The following is a 14,099-nucleotide window of genomic DNA, read 5'->3' on the forward strand; positions in this document are numbered from 1 at the left end:
CGTGAGACGTAAACTCTTGCTGCTGCTGGAAACCGGAGTGGTTCTGGCAGGGCTGCTGCTGGGTGCTTCAGCCTGGAAAATTCATTCGGCGCTGGTACAGCCGCTGAACATTGCCCAGGAACAATTGCTGGATGTGCCCAAGGGCACCACGCCGACCCGCACCTTCTACCGACTCGAAGCCAATGGCGTCATCAAGGACGCATTCTGGCTGCGGGTCTATTGGCGCTTCAACCTCGCCAAGCAACCCCTGCACAGCGGTGAATACCGCATGAAGCCGGGCATGACCGTCGAAGGCCTGATCGACCTGTGGAAGCGCGGGGACATGGTTCAGTACAGCCTGACCCTGGTCGAAGGCTGGAATTTCCGTCAGGTCCGCGCAGCGCTGGCCAAGGAAGAGAGGCTCGACCATAGTCTCGACGGTTTGAGCGACAGCCAGGTCATGGACAAGCTCGGCCACACCGGGATTTTTCCGGAAGGGCGCTTTTTCCCTGACACCTACCGTTACGTGCGGGGCATGTCCGATGTCGAGCTGCTGAAAACCGCTTACGACCGCCTCGACGAAGTGCTGGCCAAGGAGTGGGAGCAGCGCTCTTCCGATGTGCCGTACACCGAGCCCTACCAGGCGCTGATCATGGCTTCGCTGGTGGAAAAGGAAACCGGCGTACCGCAGGAGCGTGGGCAGATTGCCGGCGTGTTTGTGCGCCGCATGGCGATAGGCATGCTGCTGCAGACCGACCCGACGGTGATCTACGGCCTCGGTGACCGCTACAGCGGCAAGCTGACCCGGGCTCACCTCAAGGAATCGACGCCCTACAACACCTACATGAATGCGGGCCTGCCGCCGACCCCGATTTCCATGGTCGGTCGCGAAGCCATCCATGCGGCACTCAATCCGGTGGAGGGCAACAGCCTTTACTTCGTGGCGCGTGGTGATGGCACTCACGTGTTCTCCGATGACCTGGATGCCCATAACAATGCCGTGAAGGAGTTCCAGCTCAAGCGTCGCGCCGATTACCGCTCCAGCCCGGCACCCGCTGCCACGCCAGAGACAGCGCCGACCCAGGCTGAACAAAACGGTACGCAGGAGGCCGAGGCCTCGCAGGAGCTGGCACCGATCCCGGCCGCTTCGCCGAACGCGGCTCCCGAGGCGCTGCCGCAAGTGCCAGCGCAAGATCCTGCGCCAGCCCCTGAAACGCCCGAACTCGATGCCAACGCACCGAAAAGCTCGCAATGACTCTGATTAAGGACTGCCTGTGACCGGCTTGTTTATTACTCTGGAAGGCCCCGAAGGCGCCGGCAAGAGCACCAATCGCGAATACCTGGCCGAGCGCCTGCGCGCCGCCGGCATCGAGGTGGTGCTGACCCGCGAGCCGGGTGGCACGCCGTTGGCCGAGCGCATCCGTGAAGTGCTGCTGGCCCCGGTCGATGAAGTCATGAACCCGGATACCGAGTTACTGCTGGTGTTCGCGGCGCGTGCCCAGCACCTGGCCGAGGTGATTCGCCCGGCGCTGGCTCGCGATGCCGTGGTCTTGTGTGATCGTTTCACCGATTCGACATACGCCTACCAAGGTGGCGGTCGCGGCTTGTCGCTGGAGCGCATCGCGACTCTGGAAACCTTCGTCCAGGGCGATCTGCGCCCGGACCTGACGCTGATTTTCGATCTGCCTGTCGAGGTCGGCCTGGCCCGCGCCAGCGCTCGTGGTCGTCTGGATCGCTTCGAGCTCGAAGGCCGGACCTTTTTCGATGCCGTGCGCAGTGCCTTCCTCAAGCGGGCCGAGGCGGATCCGGCGCGTTATGTGCTGGTCGATGCTGCCCAGCCGTTGGCACAGGTTCAGCAATCACTGGATACCTTGCTGCCGCGCCTGCTGGAGTTGAGCCGTGGCTGAGGCCTATCCGTGGCAGGAAAACCTCTGGCAGCAACTGGCCGGTCGCGCCCAGCATGCCCACGCCTACCTGCTGCATGGCCCGGCCGGGATCGGCAAGCGGGCACTGGCCGAGCGCTTGATGGCCAGCTTGCTGTGCAAGCGCCCGAACGCGCTGGAAGCCTGCGGAGAGTGCAAGTCCTGCCTGCTGCTCAAGGCTGGCAGCCACCCGGATAACTACATCCTGGAGCCGGAAGAGGCCGACAAGGCGATCAAGGTCGACCAGGTTCGCGATCTGGTCGGTTTCGTGGTGCAGACCGCGCAGTTGGGCGGTCGCAAGGTGGTGCTGATCGAGCCTGCCGAGTCGATGAACATCAACGCCGCCAACGCCTTGCTCAAAAGCCTTGAAGAACCGTCCGGCGATACAGTGTTGTTGCTGGTCAGCCATCAGCCGAGCCGTTTGTTGCCAACCATCAAGAGTCGCTGCGTGCAGCAGGCCTGTCCGCTGCCGGGCGAGGCCATGAGCTTGAAGTGGCTGGCCCGGGCGTTGCCGGAGTGCTCCGAAGAAGAGCGCGTCGAACTGCTGACGCTGGCCGCTGGTTCGCCACTGGCGGCGGTCAATCTCCAGGCCCAGGGCGTGCGTGAACAGCGTGCGCAAGTGGTGGAGGGGGTGAAGAAACTCCTCAAGCAACAGCAGTCGCCGACGCAACTGGCCGAAGAATGGAAAAACATTCCGATGTTGCGCCTGTTCGACTGGTTCTGCGATTGGTCGAGCCTGATCCTGCGTTATCAGTTGACCCAGGATGAAGCCGGCCTCGGCCTGACCGACATGCGCAAGGTCGTGCAATACCTGGCGCAGAAAAGCGCCCAGGGCAAAGTCCTTGATATTCAGGACTGGATCCTCGCCCAGCGACAGAAAGTCTTGAGCAAGGCCAACCTCAATCCGGCCTTGCTGCTGGAGGCATTGCTGGTGCAATGGGTGTCGTTGCCTACCCAGCGATGACTGTCTGCGCCTAGACTCTGAGTATCAGAACATCCGACCGTCCCACCCATTCGATACAAGTTGCAGCCCTTTATGCTCGTAGATTCCCATTGTCACCTTGATCGCCTCGACCTGACTGTCCACGACGGCTCCCTGGATGCAGCCCTTGATGCGGCCCGGCAGCGCGGGGTAGGGCACTTTCTGTGTATCGGTGTCAGCGCGGACAACGCGGCCGACGTCAAAGCCCTGGCCGAACGTTATGACGACGTCGACTGCTCGGTGGGCGTGCACCCTCTGGATGTGCAGCCGGGCGCCGCGCCAGCGCTGGACTGGCTGTTGCGGGAGCTCAATCACCCGCGTGTGGTGGCGATTGGCGAAACAGGCCTGGACTATCACTACGAGCCCGAAGCGGCAGAGTTGCAGCAGGAGTCCTTCCGCCTGCACCTGCAAGCGGCGCAACAGACCGGCAAGCCGGTGATCATCCATACCCGTGGCGCCCGCGCCGATACCCTGGACTTGCTGCGTGAGGCGGCGCTGCCCCAGGCGGGGGTGCTGCATTGCTTTACCGAAGACTGGGAGATGGCGAAGGCCGCGCTGGACATGGGCTATTACATTTCCCTGTCCGGGATTGTCACTTTCCGCAATGCCGACGCGTTGCGCGATGTGGCCAGCAAGGTACCGGCCGACCGGTTGCTGGTGGAAACCGACTCGCCGTATCTGGCACCGATTCCCTATCGCGGCAAGCCAAACCTGCCGCAGTACGTGCGTGAAGTTGCGGAATTTCTGGCAATGTTGCGTGGTGAGTCCTACGAGCGATTTGCCGAGCAAACTACGGCGAATTTCAAGCGGCTGTTCCCGCTGGCACATGTAAAAGGTTAAATCGCAGGCAAAAAAAACCCGGGTTCTGGGGGGTGAATCCGGGTTAAGACCATTAGGAGTAAAACAATGGCACACGGTCCGTTGGTACCAATATCGGCGTGACACTTGGGGGAGATGCCCCGCCGACAGTTCAAGTATTGATCAGGATTGCGCCTCGTCCAGTTTAGCGGCCAGGGTTTTTAAACAAATTTGGAATACGTGCGCTTCGGAAGAGTTCTCATCACCCTGTAAACGTACGCGGAATGACCAGAAAGCGCAGATATGGTCGGATGATCCGTGCATTTTTGCGTAAGTTAGGCATAATACGCGGCTTCGAATTTTGACCCCCGACAGACCTTTTCTTATGCATAAAGAACCTCGTAAGGTCCGTGAATTCCGTCGCCGCGAGCAGGAAATTCTCGATACCGCGCTCAAGCTGTTCCTCGAACAAGGTGAAGACAGTGTCACCGTCGAGATGATTGCTGATGCCGTCGGTATCGGCAAAGGCACGATCTACAAGCACTTCAAATCCAAGGCGGAAATCTATCTGCGCCTGATGCTCGACTACGAGCGCGATTTGAACGAGCTGTTGCACTCCGCCGACGTCGACAAGGACAAGGAAGCCCTGTCCCGTGCCTATTTCGAATTCCGCATGCGCGATCCTCAACGCTATCGCCTGTTCGACCGCCTTGAAGAGAAAGTGGTCAAGGGCAACCAGGTACCGGAGATGATCGAGGAGCTGCACAAGATCCGTGCCTCGAACTTCGAACGCCTGACCCTGCTGATCAAGGGCCGGATCAGCGAAGGCAAGCTGGAAGACGTGCCACCTTACTTCCATTACTGCGCATCCTGGGCGCTGGTGCACGGTGCCGTCGCGCTGTATCACTCGCCGTTCTGGAGCAATGTGCTGGAAGATCAGGAAGGTTTCTTCCAGTTCCTGATGGATATTGGCGTGCGCATGGGCAACAAGCGCAAGCGCGACACCGACACTTCCGGCAGCTGAGCCATTCAGTTGCCTTATTGCGCCATGATTTCGCTACTTGGCGCAGTACCGCAGGAATATACTCAGGTAGAGGACTTGCTAAAACTTGATTTCTGAGTCAAGTTTTAGCGGCCCGATATTCTTCCGCCGGAGTGACCATGATCGTTGATCGTCAAGGCAGGCGTTTTCGCAACTTGCGAATCAGTCTGACCTCAGCCTGCAATTACGCCTGTACCTACTGCGTGCCCAATGGCAAGCGGCTGGTGGCTGCGCAGGATGAATTGTCGGCCGAAGCCATGGCGCGCGGAGTGGCTTACCTGATTGAAGCGGCGGGCATCGAGCGTCTGCGCATTACCGGCGGCGAGCCGCTGGTCAGCCCGAAACTCGAAGCGTTCATGACAGCGGTCGGTCAGATGGGCCTGGAAGACATCAGCCTGACCACCAATGGTCAGTTGCTGGCGAAGAAACTGCCGCTGCTGGTGAACGCGGGCATTCGGCGCCTCAACGTTTCCCTCGATACCCTCGACGCCAGTGCGTTCCGCGGCATTGCCCGGGGCGGCGACCTGGCCACCGTGCTCAATGGCATGAACGAGGCCAGTGCGGCCGGCATGAAGATCAAGGTCAACATGGTGCCGCTGCGCGGCCAGAACCTTGATCAGGTGATGCCGCTGCTCGACTACTGCCTGGAGCGCGGTTATGAACTGCGTTTCATCGAGCTGATGCGCATGGGCCACCTGGCCAACGATTCCAATGCCTTTCTGCAACAGTTCGTCAGCCTCCAGCAATTGCTGAGCCTGATCGGCGAGCGCTACGAGTATCTGCAAGCCGACGCCCCCGTCGATGCGACAGCGGTGCGCTATGAAATTCCGGGGCAAGGCCATTTCGGCGTGATCGCCAACGAAAGTGTGCCGTTCTGCCGTACCTGCTCGCGCCTTCGTTTGTCCTCTACCGGGTGGCTGCATGGCTGCCTGTCGTCGAGCAATCGCCATTACATCGGCGACCTGCTGGACAAGCCGCGCCATCAGGCGCTGCCAGCCTTGCAGCGACTGCTGGTGAAAGCCTTGGGGGACAAGCAGGAAGTGGCGTTCTCCGGTGGCGCGACTGTCATGAAAATTATCGGCGGTTGAACTGGCCTCATCGCGGGCAAGCCACGCTCCCACAGGGTTTACGCCAAACCCTGTGGGAGCGTGGCTTGCCCGCGATTGCGTTTGATCAGGCAAAGCGCAACTTGAGCTGGCGCGGAAGCTGCATCCTACGGCCATTCGCCGGTTTTCCGACACCGGCCTCTGGAGGATAGGATGCGTAGCCTGGTTTTGCTGCTGGCCGTTTTGGCACTTGGTGGCTGCATGAACGTCAGCGATATGGCCGAAGGGACTCGTTACCATATGAGCGATGCGGGGTTACTCGACCACAGTGATAGCCGTCGCGCAAACAACCTGCGCATTCAGCCGGACTCGTTCGTCTACATCGCCCAGGGCGCTTTCATGCCGCCAGGCAGCGACGTTTACCCGCGGCCCAACGTGATTGCCGAAGTTGCGTTCGATGGCTTCGTCGAATACTTCCCGATGGTCCGCCGTGCCCGTACGCCGGAAGGCCTCGACCAGGCCATGGGCGACGCCCGTGCCGCCGGTGCGCACTATCTGCTCTACACCCGGTTTGCCAAATCCGACGACCGTATCGGCAACTCGGACGAGTGGCTGGACCAGGAAGCCCTGGATCGTCTCGGCATCGACAGCGGTATGATTCAGATCATGTTGATCGAGACCAGCACCCAGTATTTGATTGATACTGCAACCATCAAGAGTCGTGGCGGTTTACTGACGTTCCACGATAAAAAACCCGAAGACCTGATGGGCCCGCCGCTGGAACAATATGCGCGCAGCCTGCTGGGCCTCAGCGACCAGTAATGCCAAGGAGAACGCCATGAGTGGCCCGCAAAAAGCCAACGACCTGCTGGGGCAAATCCCCAAGACCAAAGGCTTGCCACCGGTGCACCTGTGGAATCCGGATTTCTGCGGCGATATCGACATGCGCATCGCCCGCGACGGCACATGGTTTTACCTGGGCACGCCGATCGGGCGCAAGCCGATGGTCAAACTGTTCTCCACCATCATTCGCCGCGACGGCGATGATTATTTCCTGATCACTCCGGTGGAAAAGGTCGGCATCAAGGTCGACGATGCGCCGTTCGTGGCGATTGCAGTGGACGTGGAAGGTGAGGGCGAGGCGCAGCTGTTGCGCTTTACCACCAACGTCGATGAAGCCACCGAGGCCGGCGCCGATCATCCGGTGCGCGTGATCATCGACCCGGTAACGCAGGAGCCAGCCCCTTACGTGCATGTGCGCAGCAATCTTGAAGCCTTGATCCATCGCAACGTGTTCTATCAATTGGTGGAGCTGGCGGTGAGTCGCGAGATCGACGGCCAGCGCTGGCTCGGTGTATGGAGTGGCGGCGAGTTTTTCCCCATCGGCCTCGAACCCTGACACCCCCACATTGGATTTCTGATTTTCCCCAAAGAATCAAATTGACTTCCAATCATATGATGATTAGCGTGGGCCTCCAATGCGAACGGCTTTGAGGTGTCCATGTCCAGCAGCTTTCATGCATCGACGGTTGACTGGCTGGGTTGCTGGCTCGCCACGGGGCAGGTCAAGCCGGGTGAGTCACTTAAGGTCGAAGCCGACCTAGGCGAACAGCTTGGTGTAAGCCGCACGGTCATCCGTGAAGCCATCAAGACCCTGGTTGCCAAAGGCATGCTAGAGGTCGGGCCGAAAGTCGGCACGCGGGTGTTGCCGGTGCGGCGCTGGAACCTCTTCGATCCACAAGTCGTCGGCTGGTTGTCACGCAGCGGCTTGCCGGAAAACTTCGTCGACGATCTGCTCGACCTGCGCCGTACCATCGAACCGATGGCCGTGCGCTGGGCCTGCGAGCGCGCAACCGGCGAACAGGTAAATGCGATCCTGTTGGCCTGCAACGCGCTGGAACGGGCGGTGGACAGCGGCATCGATTACAACCGTGCCGACCAGCTCTTCCACGAGTGCATTCTCGCTGCCAGCCACAATCAATTCATCGAACAAATGGTTCCCGCTCTCGGCGCGTTGTTGGCGGTGGCCTTTGAAGTGTCCGCCGCCGACCCGGATGAACTGCGTCGCACCTTGCCGATTCACCGGGACCTGGCCGAGGCTATCGCGGCCCGTGATACCGCCCGGGGTGTCTGGGCCTGCATGACCCTGATCGATAACGCGGACCTGGCGATCAAGCGCTACTACCCGCAAGTCATGGCCGATAAAAAGGCCAGCTGACAACGAATATCCCCACATAAAAACAAGAACAATGCAGGAGGTTTCATGGCGTGGACTGCGGTGACCGGACATCGGGCACAACTGGGCGAAGGTCCGTTCTGGGATGCGCCCACCCAAGCCCTGTACTGGGTGGACATCGCCGGTAAACAGGCGCTGCGATTGATTGGCGCCAACGTGCAGATCTGGCAGATGCCGGAGCACGTGTCGGCGTTCATTCCCTGCGAAAGCGGCGACGCGCTGGTGACACTGAGCAGCGGGGTGTATCGCCTCGACCTCGACTCTCCTGGCCTGGAACCGCGCCTGACGTTGCTCTGCGTGGCCGATCCACAACCGGGCAACCGCCCCAACGAAGCCCGCTGCGACGCCCAGGGCCGACTTTGGCTCGGCACCATGCAAAACAACATCGGAGAACACGGCGAAGACCTGCCCATCGTCCGCCGTTGCGGTGGACTGTTTCGCATCGATCGCGCCGGGCGGGTTACGCCGTTGCTGCGCAATCTGGGCATTCCCAACACGCTGCTGTGGAGCGATGACGCCACCAGCGTGTATTTCGGCGACAGCCTCGACGGCACCTTGTATCGGCATTTCATCCGTACCGACGGTGCTCTCGATACGCCGCAGGTCTGGTTTGGTCCGCATTGGCGTGGCGGCCCGGACGGTTCGGCGATGGATGCCGAAGGTTTTATCTGGAATGCCCGTTGGGACGGCAGCTGCCTGCTCAGGTTGAGCCCGGACGGCAAGGTCGATCGGATCATCGAGCTGCCGGTCAGTCGCCCCACCAGCTGTGTGTTTGGCGGTGCAGACCTGAAAACCCTGTACATCACGAGCGCGGCGAGTCCGCTGGGCCATCCATTGGATGGGGCTGTGTTGTCGATTGCAGTGGATGTGCCTGGAAAGCACTGCACGCGTTTTGCCGGATAAATCCCAAAATATGGGATGTAAATATATATATTGAGATTTATCGCGAGCCGGGTTTATAGTCGGCCTCACGAGTTACATGCACTCACACTTAAAAAAACAAAACAGGTGAAGTGATGCAGCGAAGTTCCCCCGTGCTCCCTTGCGGAGCCTGTGCCTCAGAACGTTTCCGAGCTGAAACGTTTTCGCACTCACCTGTTTCCTACCCAGCGCCTTTTGACCGGACATCGACAGATGCCCGGTTTTCGTCGTGTCTTCGAACAGGAGTCTTGATCCATGGCTGAACCACTGTCATTGCCACCGGTGCCGGAACCGCCCAAGGGCGAACGCCTGAAAAACAAGGTCGTATTGTTGACCGGTGCCGCCCAGGGTATCGGCGAAGCGATTGTGGCGGCCTTCGCGTCCCAGCAGGCCAGGCTGATCATCAGCGACATTCAGGCCGAAAAAGTCGAGAAGGTCGCGGCGCACTGGCGGGACCAGGGCGCCGATGTGGTGGCGATCAAGGCTGACGTGTCGCGTCAGCAGGATCTGCACGCCATGGCCCGGCTGGCGATCGACCTGCACGGCCGGATCGATGTGCTGGTCAACTGCGCCGGGGTCAACGTGTTCCGCGATCCGCTGGAAATGACCGAGGAAGACTGGCGTCGCTGCTTCGCCATCGACCTCGATGGCGCTTGGTACGGTTGCAAGGCGGTACTGCCGCAGATGATCGAGCAGGGCATCGGCAGCATCATCAATATCGCGTCCACCCATTCCTCCCACATCATCCCTGGCTGCTTCCCCTACCCGGTGGCCAAGCATGGCCTGCTCGGCCTGACCCGCGCGCTGGGCATCGAATATGCGCCCAAGGGTGTGCGCGTCAACGCGATTGCGCCGGGCTACATCGAAACCCAGTTGAACGTCGATTACTGGAACGGTTTTGCCGACCCCCACGCCGAACGCCAGCGTGCGTTTGACCTGCACCCGCCGCGCCGTATCGGGCAGCCGATCGAAGTGGCAATGACCGCCGTGTTCCTGGCCAGTGATGAAGCGCCGTTCATCAATGCCTCGTGCATCACCATCGATGGTGGGCGCTCGGTGATGTACCACGACTGAGTGATCGGGTTTTCAGGCGCGTTGCTACGCCTGAAATCCAATCATCATACGATATGACTATTGGCAGTATGTTTTTACCGCCCGCTGGTTAACAAAGAACGCTTTCAAAGAACGCTCAAGAAAAATAACAAGGAGTCAGCTTATGAATCGTCGTCATGCTATCCGTTCCCTGTGCTGTGCCGCGTTGGCGGTCTCGGCGTTCAGCCTGAACAGCACGCTGCTGGCAGCCGAGGAAGTGAAGATCGGTTTCTTGGTCAAGCAGGCGGAAGAACCCTGGTTCCAGACTGAGTGGGCATTTGCCGAAAAGGCCGGGAAAGAGAAGGGCTTCACCCTGATCAAGATCGCCGTGCCGGACGGTGAGAAAACCCTTTCGGCCATCGACAGCCTCGCGGCCAACGGCGCCAAGGGGTTCGTGATCTGCCCGCCGGACGTGTCCCTCGGCCCTGCGATCATGGCCAAGGCCAAGCTCAACGGGTTGAAAGTGATTGCCGTCGATGACCGTTTCGTCGATGCCGGCGGCAAGTTCATGGAAGACGTGCCGTACCTCGGCATGGCTGCGTTCGAAGTCGGCCAGAAGCAAGGCAATGCCATGGCGACCGAAGCGAAGAAACGCGGTTGGGAATGGAAAGACACCTATGCGGTAATCAACACCTACAACGAACTCGACACCGGCAAGAAGCGCACCGACGGTTCGGTCAAAGCGCTGGAAGATGCCGGCATGCCGAAAGACCACATCCTGTTCGCGGCCCTCAAGACCCTCGACGTGCCGGGCAGCATGGACGCCACCAACTCGGCCCTGGTGAAACTGCCGGGGGCGGCGAAGAACCTGATCATCGGCGGCATGAACGACAACACCGTCCTGGGCGGTGTGCGCGCCACCGAGAGCGCCGGTTTCGCCGCGGCCAACGTGATCGGCATCGGCATCAACGGTACCGACGCCATCGGCGAGCTGAAGAAACCCGACAGCGGCTTCTACGGTTCGATGCTGCCGAGCCCGCACATCGAGGGCTACAACACCGCCAGCATGATGTACGACTGGGTCACCACCGGCAAAGAACCTGCAAAGTTCACCGCCATGGACGACGTGACGCTGATCACCCGTGACAACTTCAAGCAGGAGCTGGAAAAGATCGGCCTGTGGAACTGACGGCCGTTTGATTTCAGCGGCGGCCCCGGCGGCGGGGTTGCCTGATCGGTGTGAAGAGGTGGTTATGCACGCGCAAACAATCCAACACGAACACAGCCTTACCGGCAGCTTGCGCTTCAACGGAATTGGCAAGACCTTTCCCGGTGTGAGGGCGCTGGACAACATCAGCTTCGTCGCCCATCCGGGGCAGGTTCACGCCTTGATGGGCGAGAACGGCGCTGGCAAGTCGACGCTGCTGAAAATCCTCGGCGGGGCCTACACGCCTTGCAGCGGTGCGTTGCAGATCGGCGAGCGGACGATGGACTTCAAGTCCACCGCCGACAGCATCGGCAGTGGTGTCGCGGTGATCCACCAGGAGCTGCATCTGGTGCCGGAAATGACCGTGGCCGAGAACCTGTTTCTCGGGCATCTGCCCGCCAGTTTCGGCCTGATCAATCGCAGTACCCTGCGCCAGCAGGCACTGGCCTGCCTCAAGGGCCTGGCCGATGAAATCGACCCGCAGGAGAAAGTCGGGCGCCTGTCCCTTGGCCAGCGGCAATTGGTGGAAATCGCCAAGGCGTTGTCCCGTGGTGCCCACGTGATTGCCTTCGACGAACCCACCAGCAGCCTTTCGGCGCGGGAGATCGACCGCTTGATGGCGATTATCGGCCGGCTGCGGGACGAGGGCAAAGTGGTGCTCTATGTCTCCCATCGCATGGAAGAAGTGTTCCGCATCTGCAACGCGGTGACGGTGTTCAAGGACGGGCGTTACGTACGCACGTTCGACGACATGAGCCAGCTGACCCACGATCAACTGGTCACCTGCATGGTCGGGCGCGACATCCAGGACATCTACGATTACCGCCCGCGCCAGCGCGGCGCGGTGGCACTCAAGGTCGATGGTCTGCTCGGGCCGGGGTTGCGCGAGCCGGTGAGCTTCGAGGTGCACAAAGGCGAAATCCTCGGGCTGTTCGGGCTGGTCGGTGCCGGTCGCACCGAGCTGTTGCGCCTGCTCAGCGGCCTGGCGCGCAACAGCGCCGGACAGCTGAAACTTCGTGGCCATGAACTGAAGCTGCGTTCACCCCGGGACGCGATTGCCGCCGGGATCCTGTTGTGCCCCGAGGACCGCAAGAAGGAAGGCATCTTGCCGCTGGCCAGCGTCGCCGAGAACATCAACATCAGCGCGCGCGGCGCTCACTCCACCTTCGGTTGTCTGTTGCGCGGCCTGTGGGAGAAGGACAATGCCGAGCAGCAGATCAAGGCGCTGAAAGTGAAGACGCCCAACGCGGCGCAAAAAATCATGTACCTGTCCGGTGGCAATCAGCAGAAGGCCATTCTCGGCCGCTGGCTGTCGATGCCGATGAAAGTGCTGCTGCTCGACGAACCCACCCGTGGCATCGACATCGGTGCCAAGGCCGAGATCTACCAGATCATCCATAACCTGGCCGCCGAGGGGATCGCGGTGATTGTGGTGTCCAGCGACTTGATGGAAGTCATGGGCATTTCCGATCGCATCCTGGTGCTGTGCGAAGGCGCCCTGCGTGGCGAGCTGAGCCGCGAACAGGCCAACGAATCCAACCTGCTGCAACTGGCTTTGCCGCGCCAACGCGCCGACGGCGTGGCGAACTGAGAGGTGACTATGATGACAACCCAAAACAACACCCTGCCGACCACGCGCAAACCGCTGGACCTGCGACGCTTCCTCGATGACTGGGTGATGCTGCTGGCGGCGGTCGGCATCTTTGTCGCCTGCACCTTGCTGATCGACAACTTCCTTTCACCGCTGAACATGCGTGGCCTGGGCCTGGCGATTTCCACCACCGGGATCGCTGCATGCACCATGTTGTATTGCCTGGCGTCCGGGCATTTCGACTTGTCGGTGGGCTCGGTGATTGCCTGCGCCGGGGTAGTCGCGGCGGTGGTGATGCGCGACACCAACAGCGTGTTTCTCGGTGTCTGTGCGGCGCTGGTGATGGGCCTGATCGTCGGGCTGATCAACGGGATAGTGATCGCCAAGCTGCGGGTCAACGCGCTGATCACCACGCTGGCGACCATGCAGATCGTGCGTGGCCTGGCCTACATCTTCGCCAACGGCAAAGCGGTGGGGGTGTCCCAGGAATCGTTCTTTGTGTTCGGTAACGGCCAGCTGTTTGGCGTACCGGTGCCGATCCTGATCACCATCGTCTGCTTCCTGTTCTTCGGCTGGCTGCTGAACTACACCACCTACGGGCGCAACACCATGGCCATCGGTGGCAACCAGGAAGCGGCGCTGCTGGCCGGTGTGAATGTCGACCGGACCAAGATCATCATCTTCGCCGTGCATGGCGTGATCGGCGCGTTGGCCGGGGTGATCCTGGCTTCGCGCATGACCTCCGGCCAACCGATGATCGGTCAGGGTTTCGAGCTGACGGTGATCTCGGCCTGCGTGCTGGGCGGGGTGTCGTTGAGTGGCGGGATCGGCATGATCCGGCATGTGATCGCCGGGGTGTTGATTCTGGCGATCATCGAGAATGCGATGAACCTGAAGAACATCGATACGTTTTATCAGTATGTGATCCGGGGTTCGATTTTGTTGTTGGCGGTGGTCATAGACCGACTGAAACAACGCTGACCACCGAAGTCTGACGGTGCAGGTGATCTCCTGTGGGAGCGGGCTTGCTCGCGAATGCGATCTGTCGGTCACATCGATGTTGGATGTGCTGACGTCTTCGTCGGATCGCCGCCCGGAGCAAGTCCGCTCCCACAGGGTTCTGCATTCACACATCGAATTGTGGTCTGGCACAGATCCTGTGGGAGCGGGCTTGCCCGCGAAGAGGCCCTTGAGGGTGTAATTAGTTTTGTGTAACCGGTCATTTGGCAGGAGACTGCCTACCCCAAGGAAATCCAATGACCGAGCCAAAATCCAAGCGCGCCAAACGAGTCAAACCTGATCCTGAACTGGTTAAATTGGCCGACAGCCTGCTGAGCAATTAC

14 protein-coding genes are annotated in these 14,099 nt (G+C 60.4%); all 14 read left to right on the forward strand.

What is annotated here, in order from left to right; translation table 11 throughout:
• The first annotated feature begins 1 nt into the window (after window position 1).
• The 14 genes from mltG to araH all read left to right on the forward strand — a co-directional run bounded on the left by mltG (window position 2) and on the right by araH (window position 13,737).
• Window positions 2–1,234, forward strand: a complete 1,233-nt coding sequence (gene mltG, locus KGB07_RS01685) for an endolytic transglycosylase MltG (RefSeq protein WP_223464273.1) — start codon at window positions 2–4, stop codon at window positions 1,232–1,234.
• A 19-nt stretch (window positions 1,235–1,253) separates the two neighbouring features.
• Window positions 1,254–1,886 (forward strand): dTMP kinase, encoded by a 633-nt coding sequence (gene tmk / locus KGB07_RS01690; RefSeq protein ID WP_046037467.1) that lies wholly within the window; start codon window positions 1,254–1,256, stop codon window positions 1,884–1,886.
• Entirely contained in the window at window positions 1,879–2,865 is a 987-nt protein-coding gene (locus KGB07_RS01695; RefSeq protein WP_046037466.1) for a DNA polymerase III subunit delta', read from the forward strand. The genes tmk and KGB07_RS01695 overlap by 8 nt, the downstream gene beginning before the upstream one ends.
• 72 nt (window positions 2,866–2,937) lie before the next feature.
• Window positions 2,938–3,723: a TatD family hydrolase gene (locus KGB07_RS01700; RefSeq protein WP_046037465.1), complete on the forward strand. Its 786-nt coding sequence runs from the start codon at window positions 2,938–2,940 to the stop codon at window positions 3,721–3,723.
• A gap of 343 nt (window positions 3,724–4,066) precedes the next feature.
• Window positions 4,067–4,705 (forward strand): TetR/AcrR family transcriptional regulator, encoded by a 639-nt coding sequence (locus tag KGB07_RS01705; protein ID WP_008050425.1) that lies wholly within the window; start codon window positions 4,067–4,069, stop codon window positions 4,703–4,705.
• A gap of 137 nt (window positions 4,706–4,842) precedes the next feature.
• Window positions 4,843–5,811, forward strand: a complete 969-nt coding sequence (locus KGB07_RS01710) for a GTP 3',8-cyclase MoaA (protein ID WP_046037464.1) — start codon at window positions 4,843–4,845, stop codon at window positions 5,809–5,811.
• Window positions 5,812–5,982: 171 nt separating this feature from the next.
• Complete coding sequence (locus KGB07_RS01715; RefSeq protein ID WP_046037463.1) at window positions 5,983–6,591, forward strand: DUF4823 domain-containing protein; 609 nt, start codon at window positions 5,983–5,985, stop codon at window positions 6,589–6,591.
• Between the two features lie 16 nt (window positions 6,592–6,607).
• Window positions 6,608–7,168 (forward strand): DUF1285 domain-containing protein, encoded by a 561-nt coding sequence (locus KGB07_RS01720; protein ID WP_046037462.1) that lies wholly within the window; start codon window positions 6,608–6,610, stop codon window positions 7,166–7,168.
• Window positions 7,169–7,270: 102 nt separating this feature from the next.
• On the forward strand, window positions 7,271–7,987 hold the full coding sequence (locus KGB07_RS01725; RefSeq protein WP_046037461.1) for a FadR/GntR family transcriptional regulator: 717 nt from the start codon (window positions 7,271–7,273) through the stop codon (window positions 7,985–7,987).
• Window positions 7,988–8,032: 45 nt separating this feature from the next.
• A complete protein-coding gene (locus KGB07_RS01730) occupies window positions 8,033–8,908 on the forward strand; it encodes an SMP-30/gluconolactonase/LRE family protein (RefSeq protein WP_046037460.1) in 876 nt (291 codons plus the stop codon).
• A gap of 273 nt (window positions 8,909–9,181) precedes the next feature.
• Window positions 9,182–10,000: an SDR family oxidoreductase gene (locus KGB07_RS01735; RefSeq protein WP_223464275.1), complete on the forward strand. Its 819-nt coding sequence runs from the start codon at window positions 9,182–9,184 to the stop codon at window positions 9,998–10,000.
• 142 nt (window positions 10,001–10,142) lie between these two features.
• The gene (locus KGB07_RS01740; protein ID WP_046037458.1) at window positions 10,143–11,147 is read left to right on the forward strand and encodes a substrate-binding domain-containing protein; all 1,005 of its coding nucleotides are present in this window, start codon (window positions 10,143–10,145) and stop codon (window positions 11,145–11,147) included.
• A gap of 64 nt (window positions 11,148–11,211) precedes the next feature.
• On the forward strand, window positions 11,212–12,756 hold the full coding sequence (araG, locus tag KGB07_RS01745; RefSeq protein ID WP_046037457.1) for an L-arabinose ABC transporter ATP-binding protein AraG: 1,545 nt from the start codon (window positions 11,212–11,214) through the stop codon (window positions 12,754–12,756).
• Window positions 12,757–12,768: 12 nt separating this feature from the next.
• Complete coding sequence (gene araH / locus KGB07_RS01750) at window positions 12,769–13,737, forward strand: L-arabinose ABC transporter permease AraH (RefSeq protein WP_223456187.1); 969 nt, start codon at window positions 12,769–12,771, stop codon at window positions 13,735–13,737.
• Window positions 13,738–14,099: the final 362 nt, after the last annotated feature.

The sequence above is a fragment of the Pseudomonas sp. GL-RE-26 genome (genome assembly GCF_019956275.1).
GTDB lineage: Bacteria > Pseudomonadota > Gammaproteobacteria > Pseudomonadales > Pseudomonadaceae > Aquipseudomonas > Aquipseudomonas grandcourensis.

Excerpts from the sequence above, each read along its gene's own strand:
- KGB07_RS01700 (WP_046037465.1), top strand. The coding sequence starts at position 2,938 with ATGCTCGTAGATTCCCATTGTCACCTTGATCGCCTCGACCTGACTGTC.
- KGB07_RS01705 (WP_008050425.1), top strand. The coding sequence starts at position 4,067 with ATGCATAAAGAACCTCGTAAGGTCCGTGAATTCCGTCGCCGCGAGCAG.
- KGB07_RS01710 (WP_046037464.1), top strand. The coding sequence starts at position 4,843 with ATGATCGTTGATCGTCAAGGCAGGCGTTTTCGCAACTTGCGAATCAGT.
- KGB07_RS01715 (WP_046037463.1), top strand. The coding sequence starts at position 5,983 with ATGCGTAGCCTGGTTTTGCTGCTGGCCGTTTTGGCACTTGGTGGCTGC.
- KGB07_RS01720 (WP_046037462.1), top strand. The coding sequence starts at position 6,608 with ATGAGTGGCCCGCAAAAAGCCAACGACCTGCTGGGGCAAATCCCCAAG.
- KGB07_RS01725 (WP_046037461.1), top strand. The coding sequence starts at position 7,271 with ATGTCCAGCAGCTTTCATGCATCGACGGTTGACTGGCTGGGTTGCTGG.
- KGB07_RS01730 (WP_046037460.1), top strand. The coding sequence starts at position 8,033 with ATGGCGTGGACTGCGGTGACCGGACATCGGGCACAACTGGGCGAAGGT.
- KGB07_RS01735 (WP_223464275.1), top strand. The coding sequence starts at position 9,182 with ATGGCTGAACCACTGTCATTGCCACCGGTGCCGGAACCGCCCAAGGGC.
- KGB07_RS01740 (WP_046037458.1), top strand. The coding sequence starts at position 10,143 with ATGAATCGTCGTCATGCTATCCGTTCCCTGTGCTGTGCCGCGTTGGCG.
- araG (WP_046037457.1), top strand. The coding sequence starts at position 11,212 with ATGCACGCGCAAACAATCCAACACGAACACAGCCTTACCGGCAGCTTG.
- araH (WP_223456187.1), top strand. The coding sequence starts at position 12,769 with ATGACAACCCAAAACAACACCCTGCCGACCACGCGCAAACCGCTGGAC.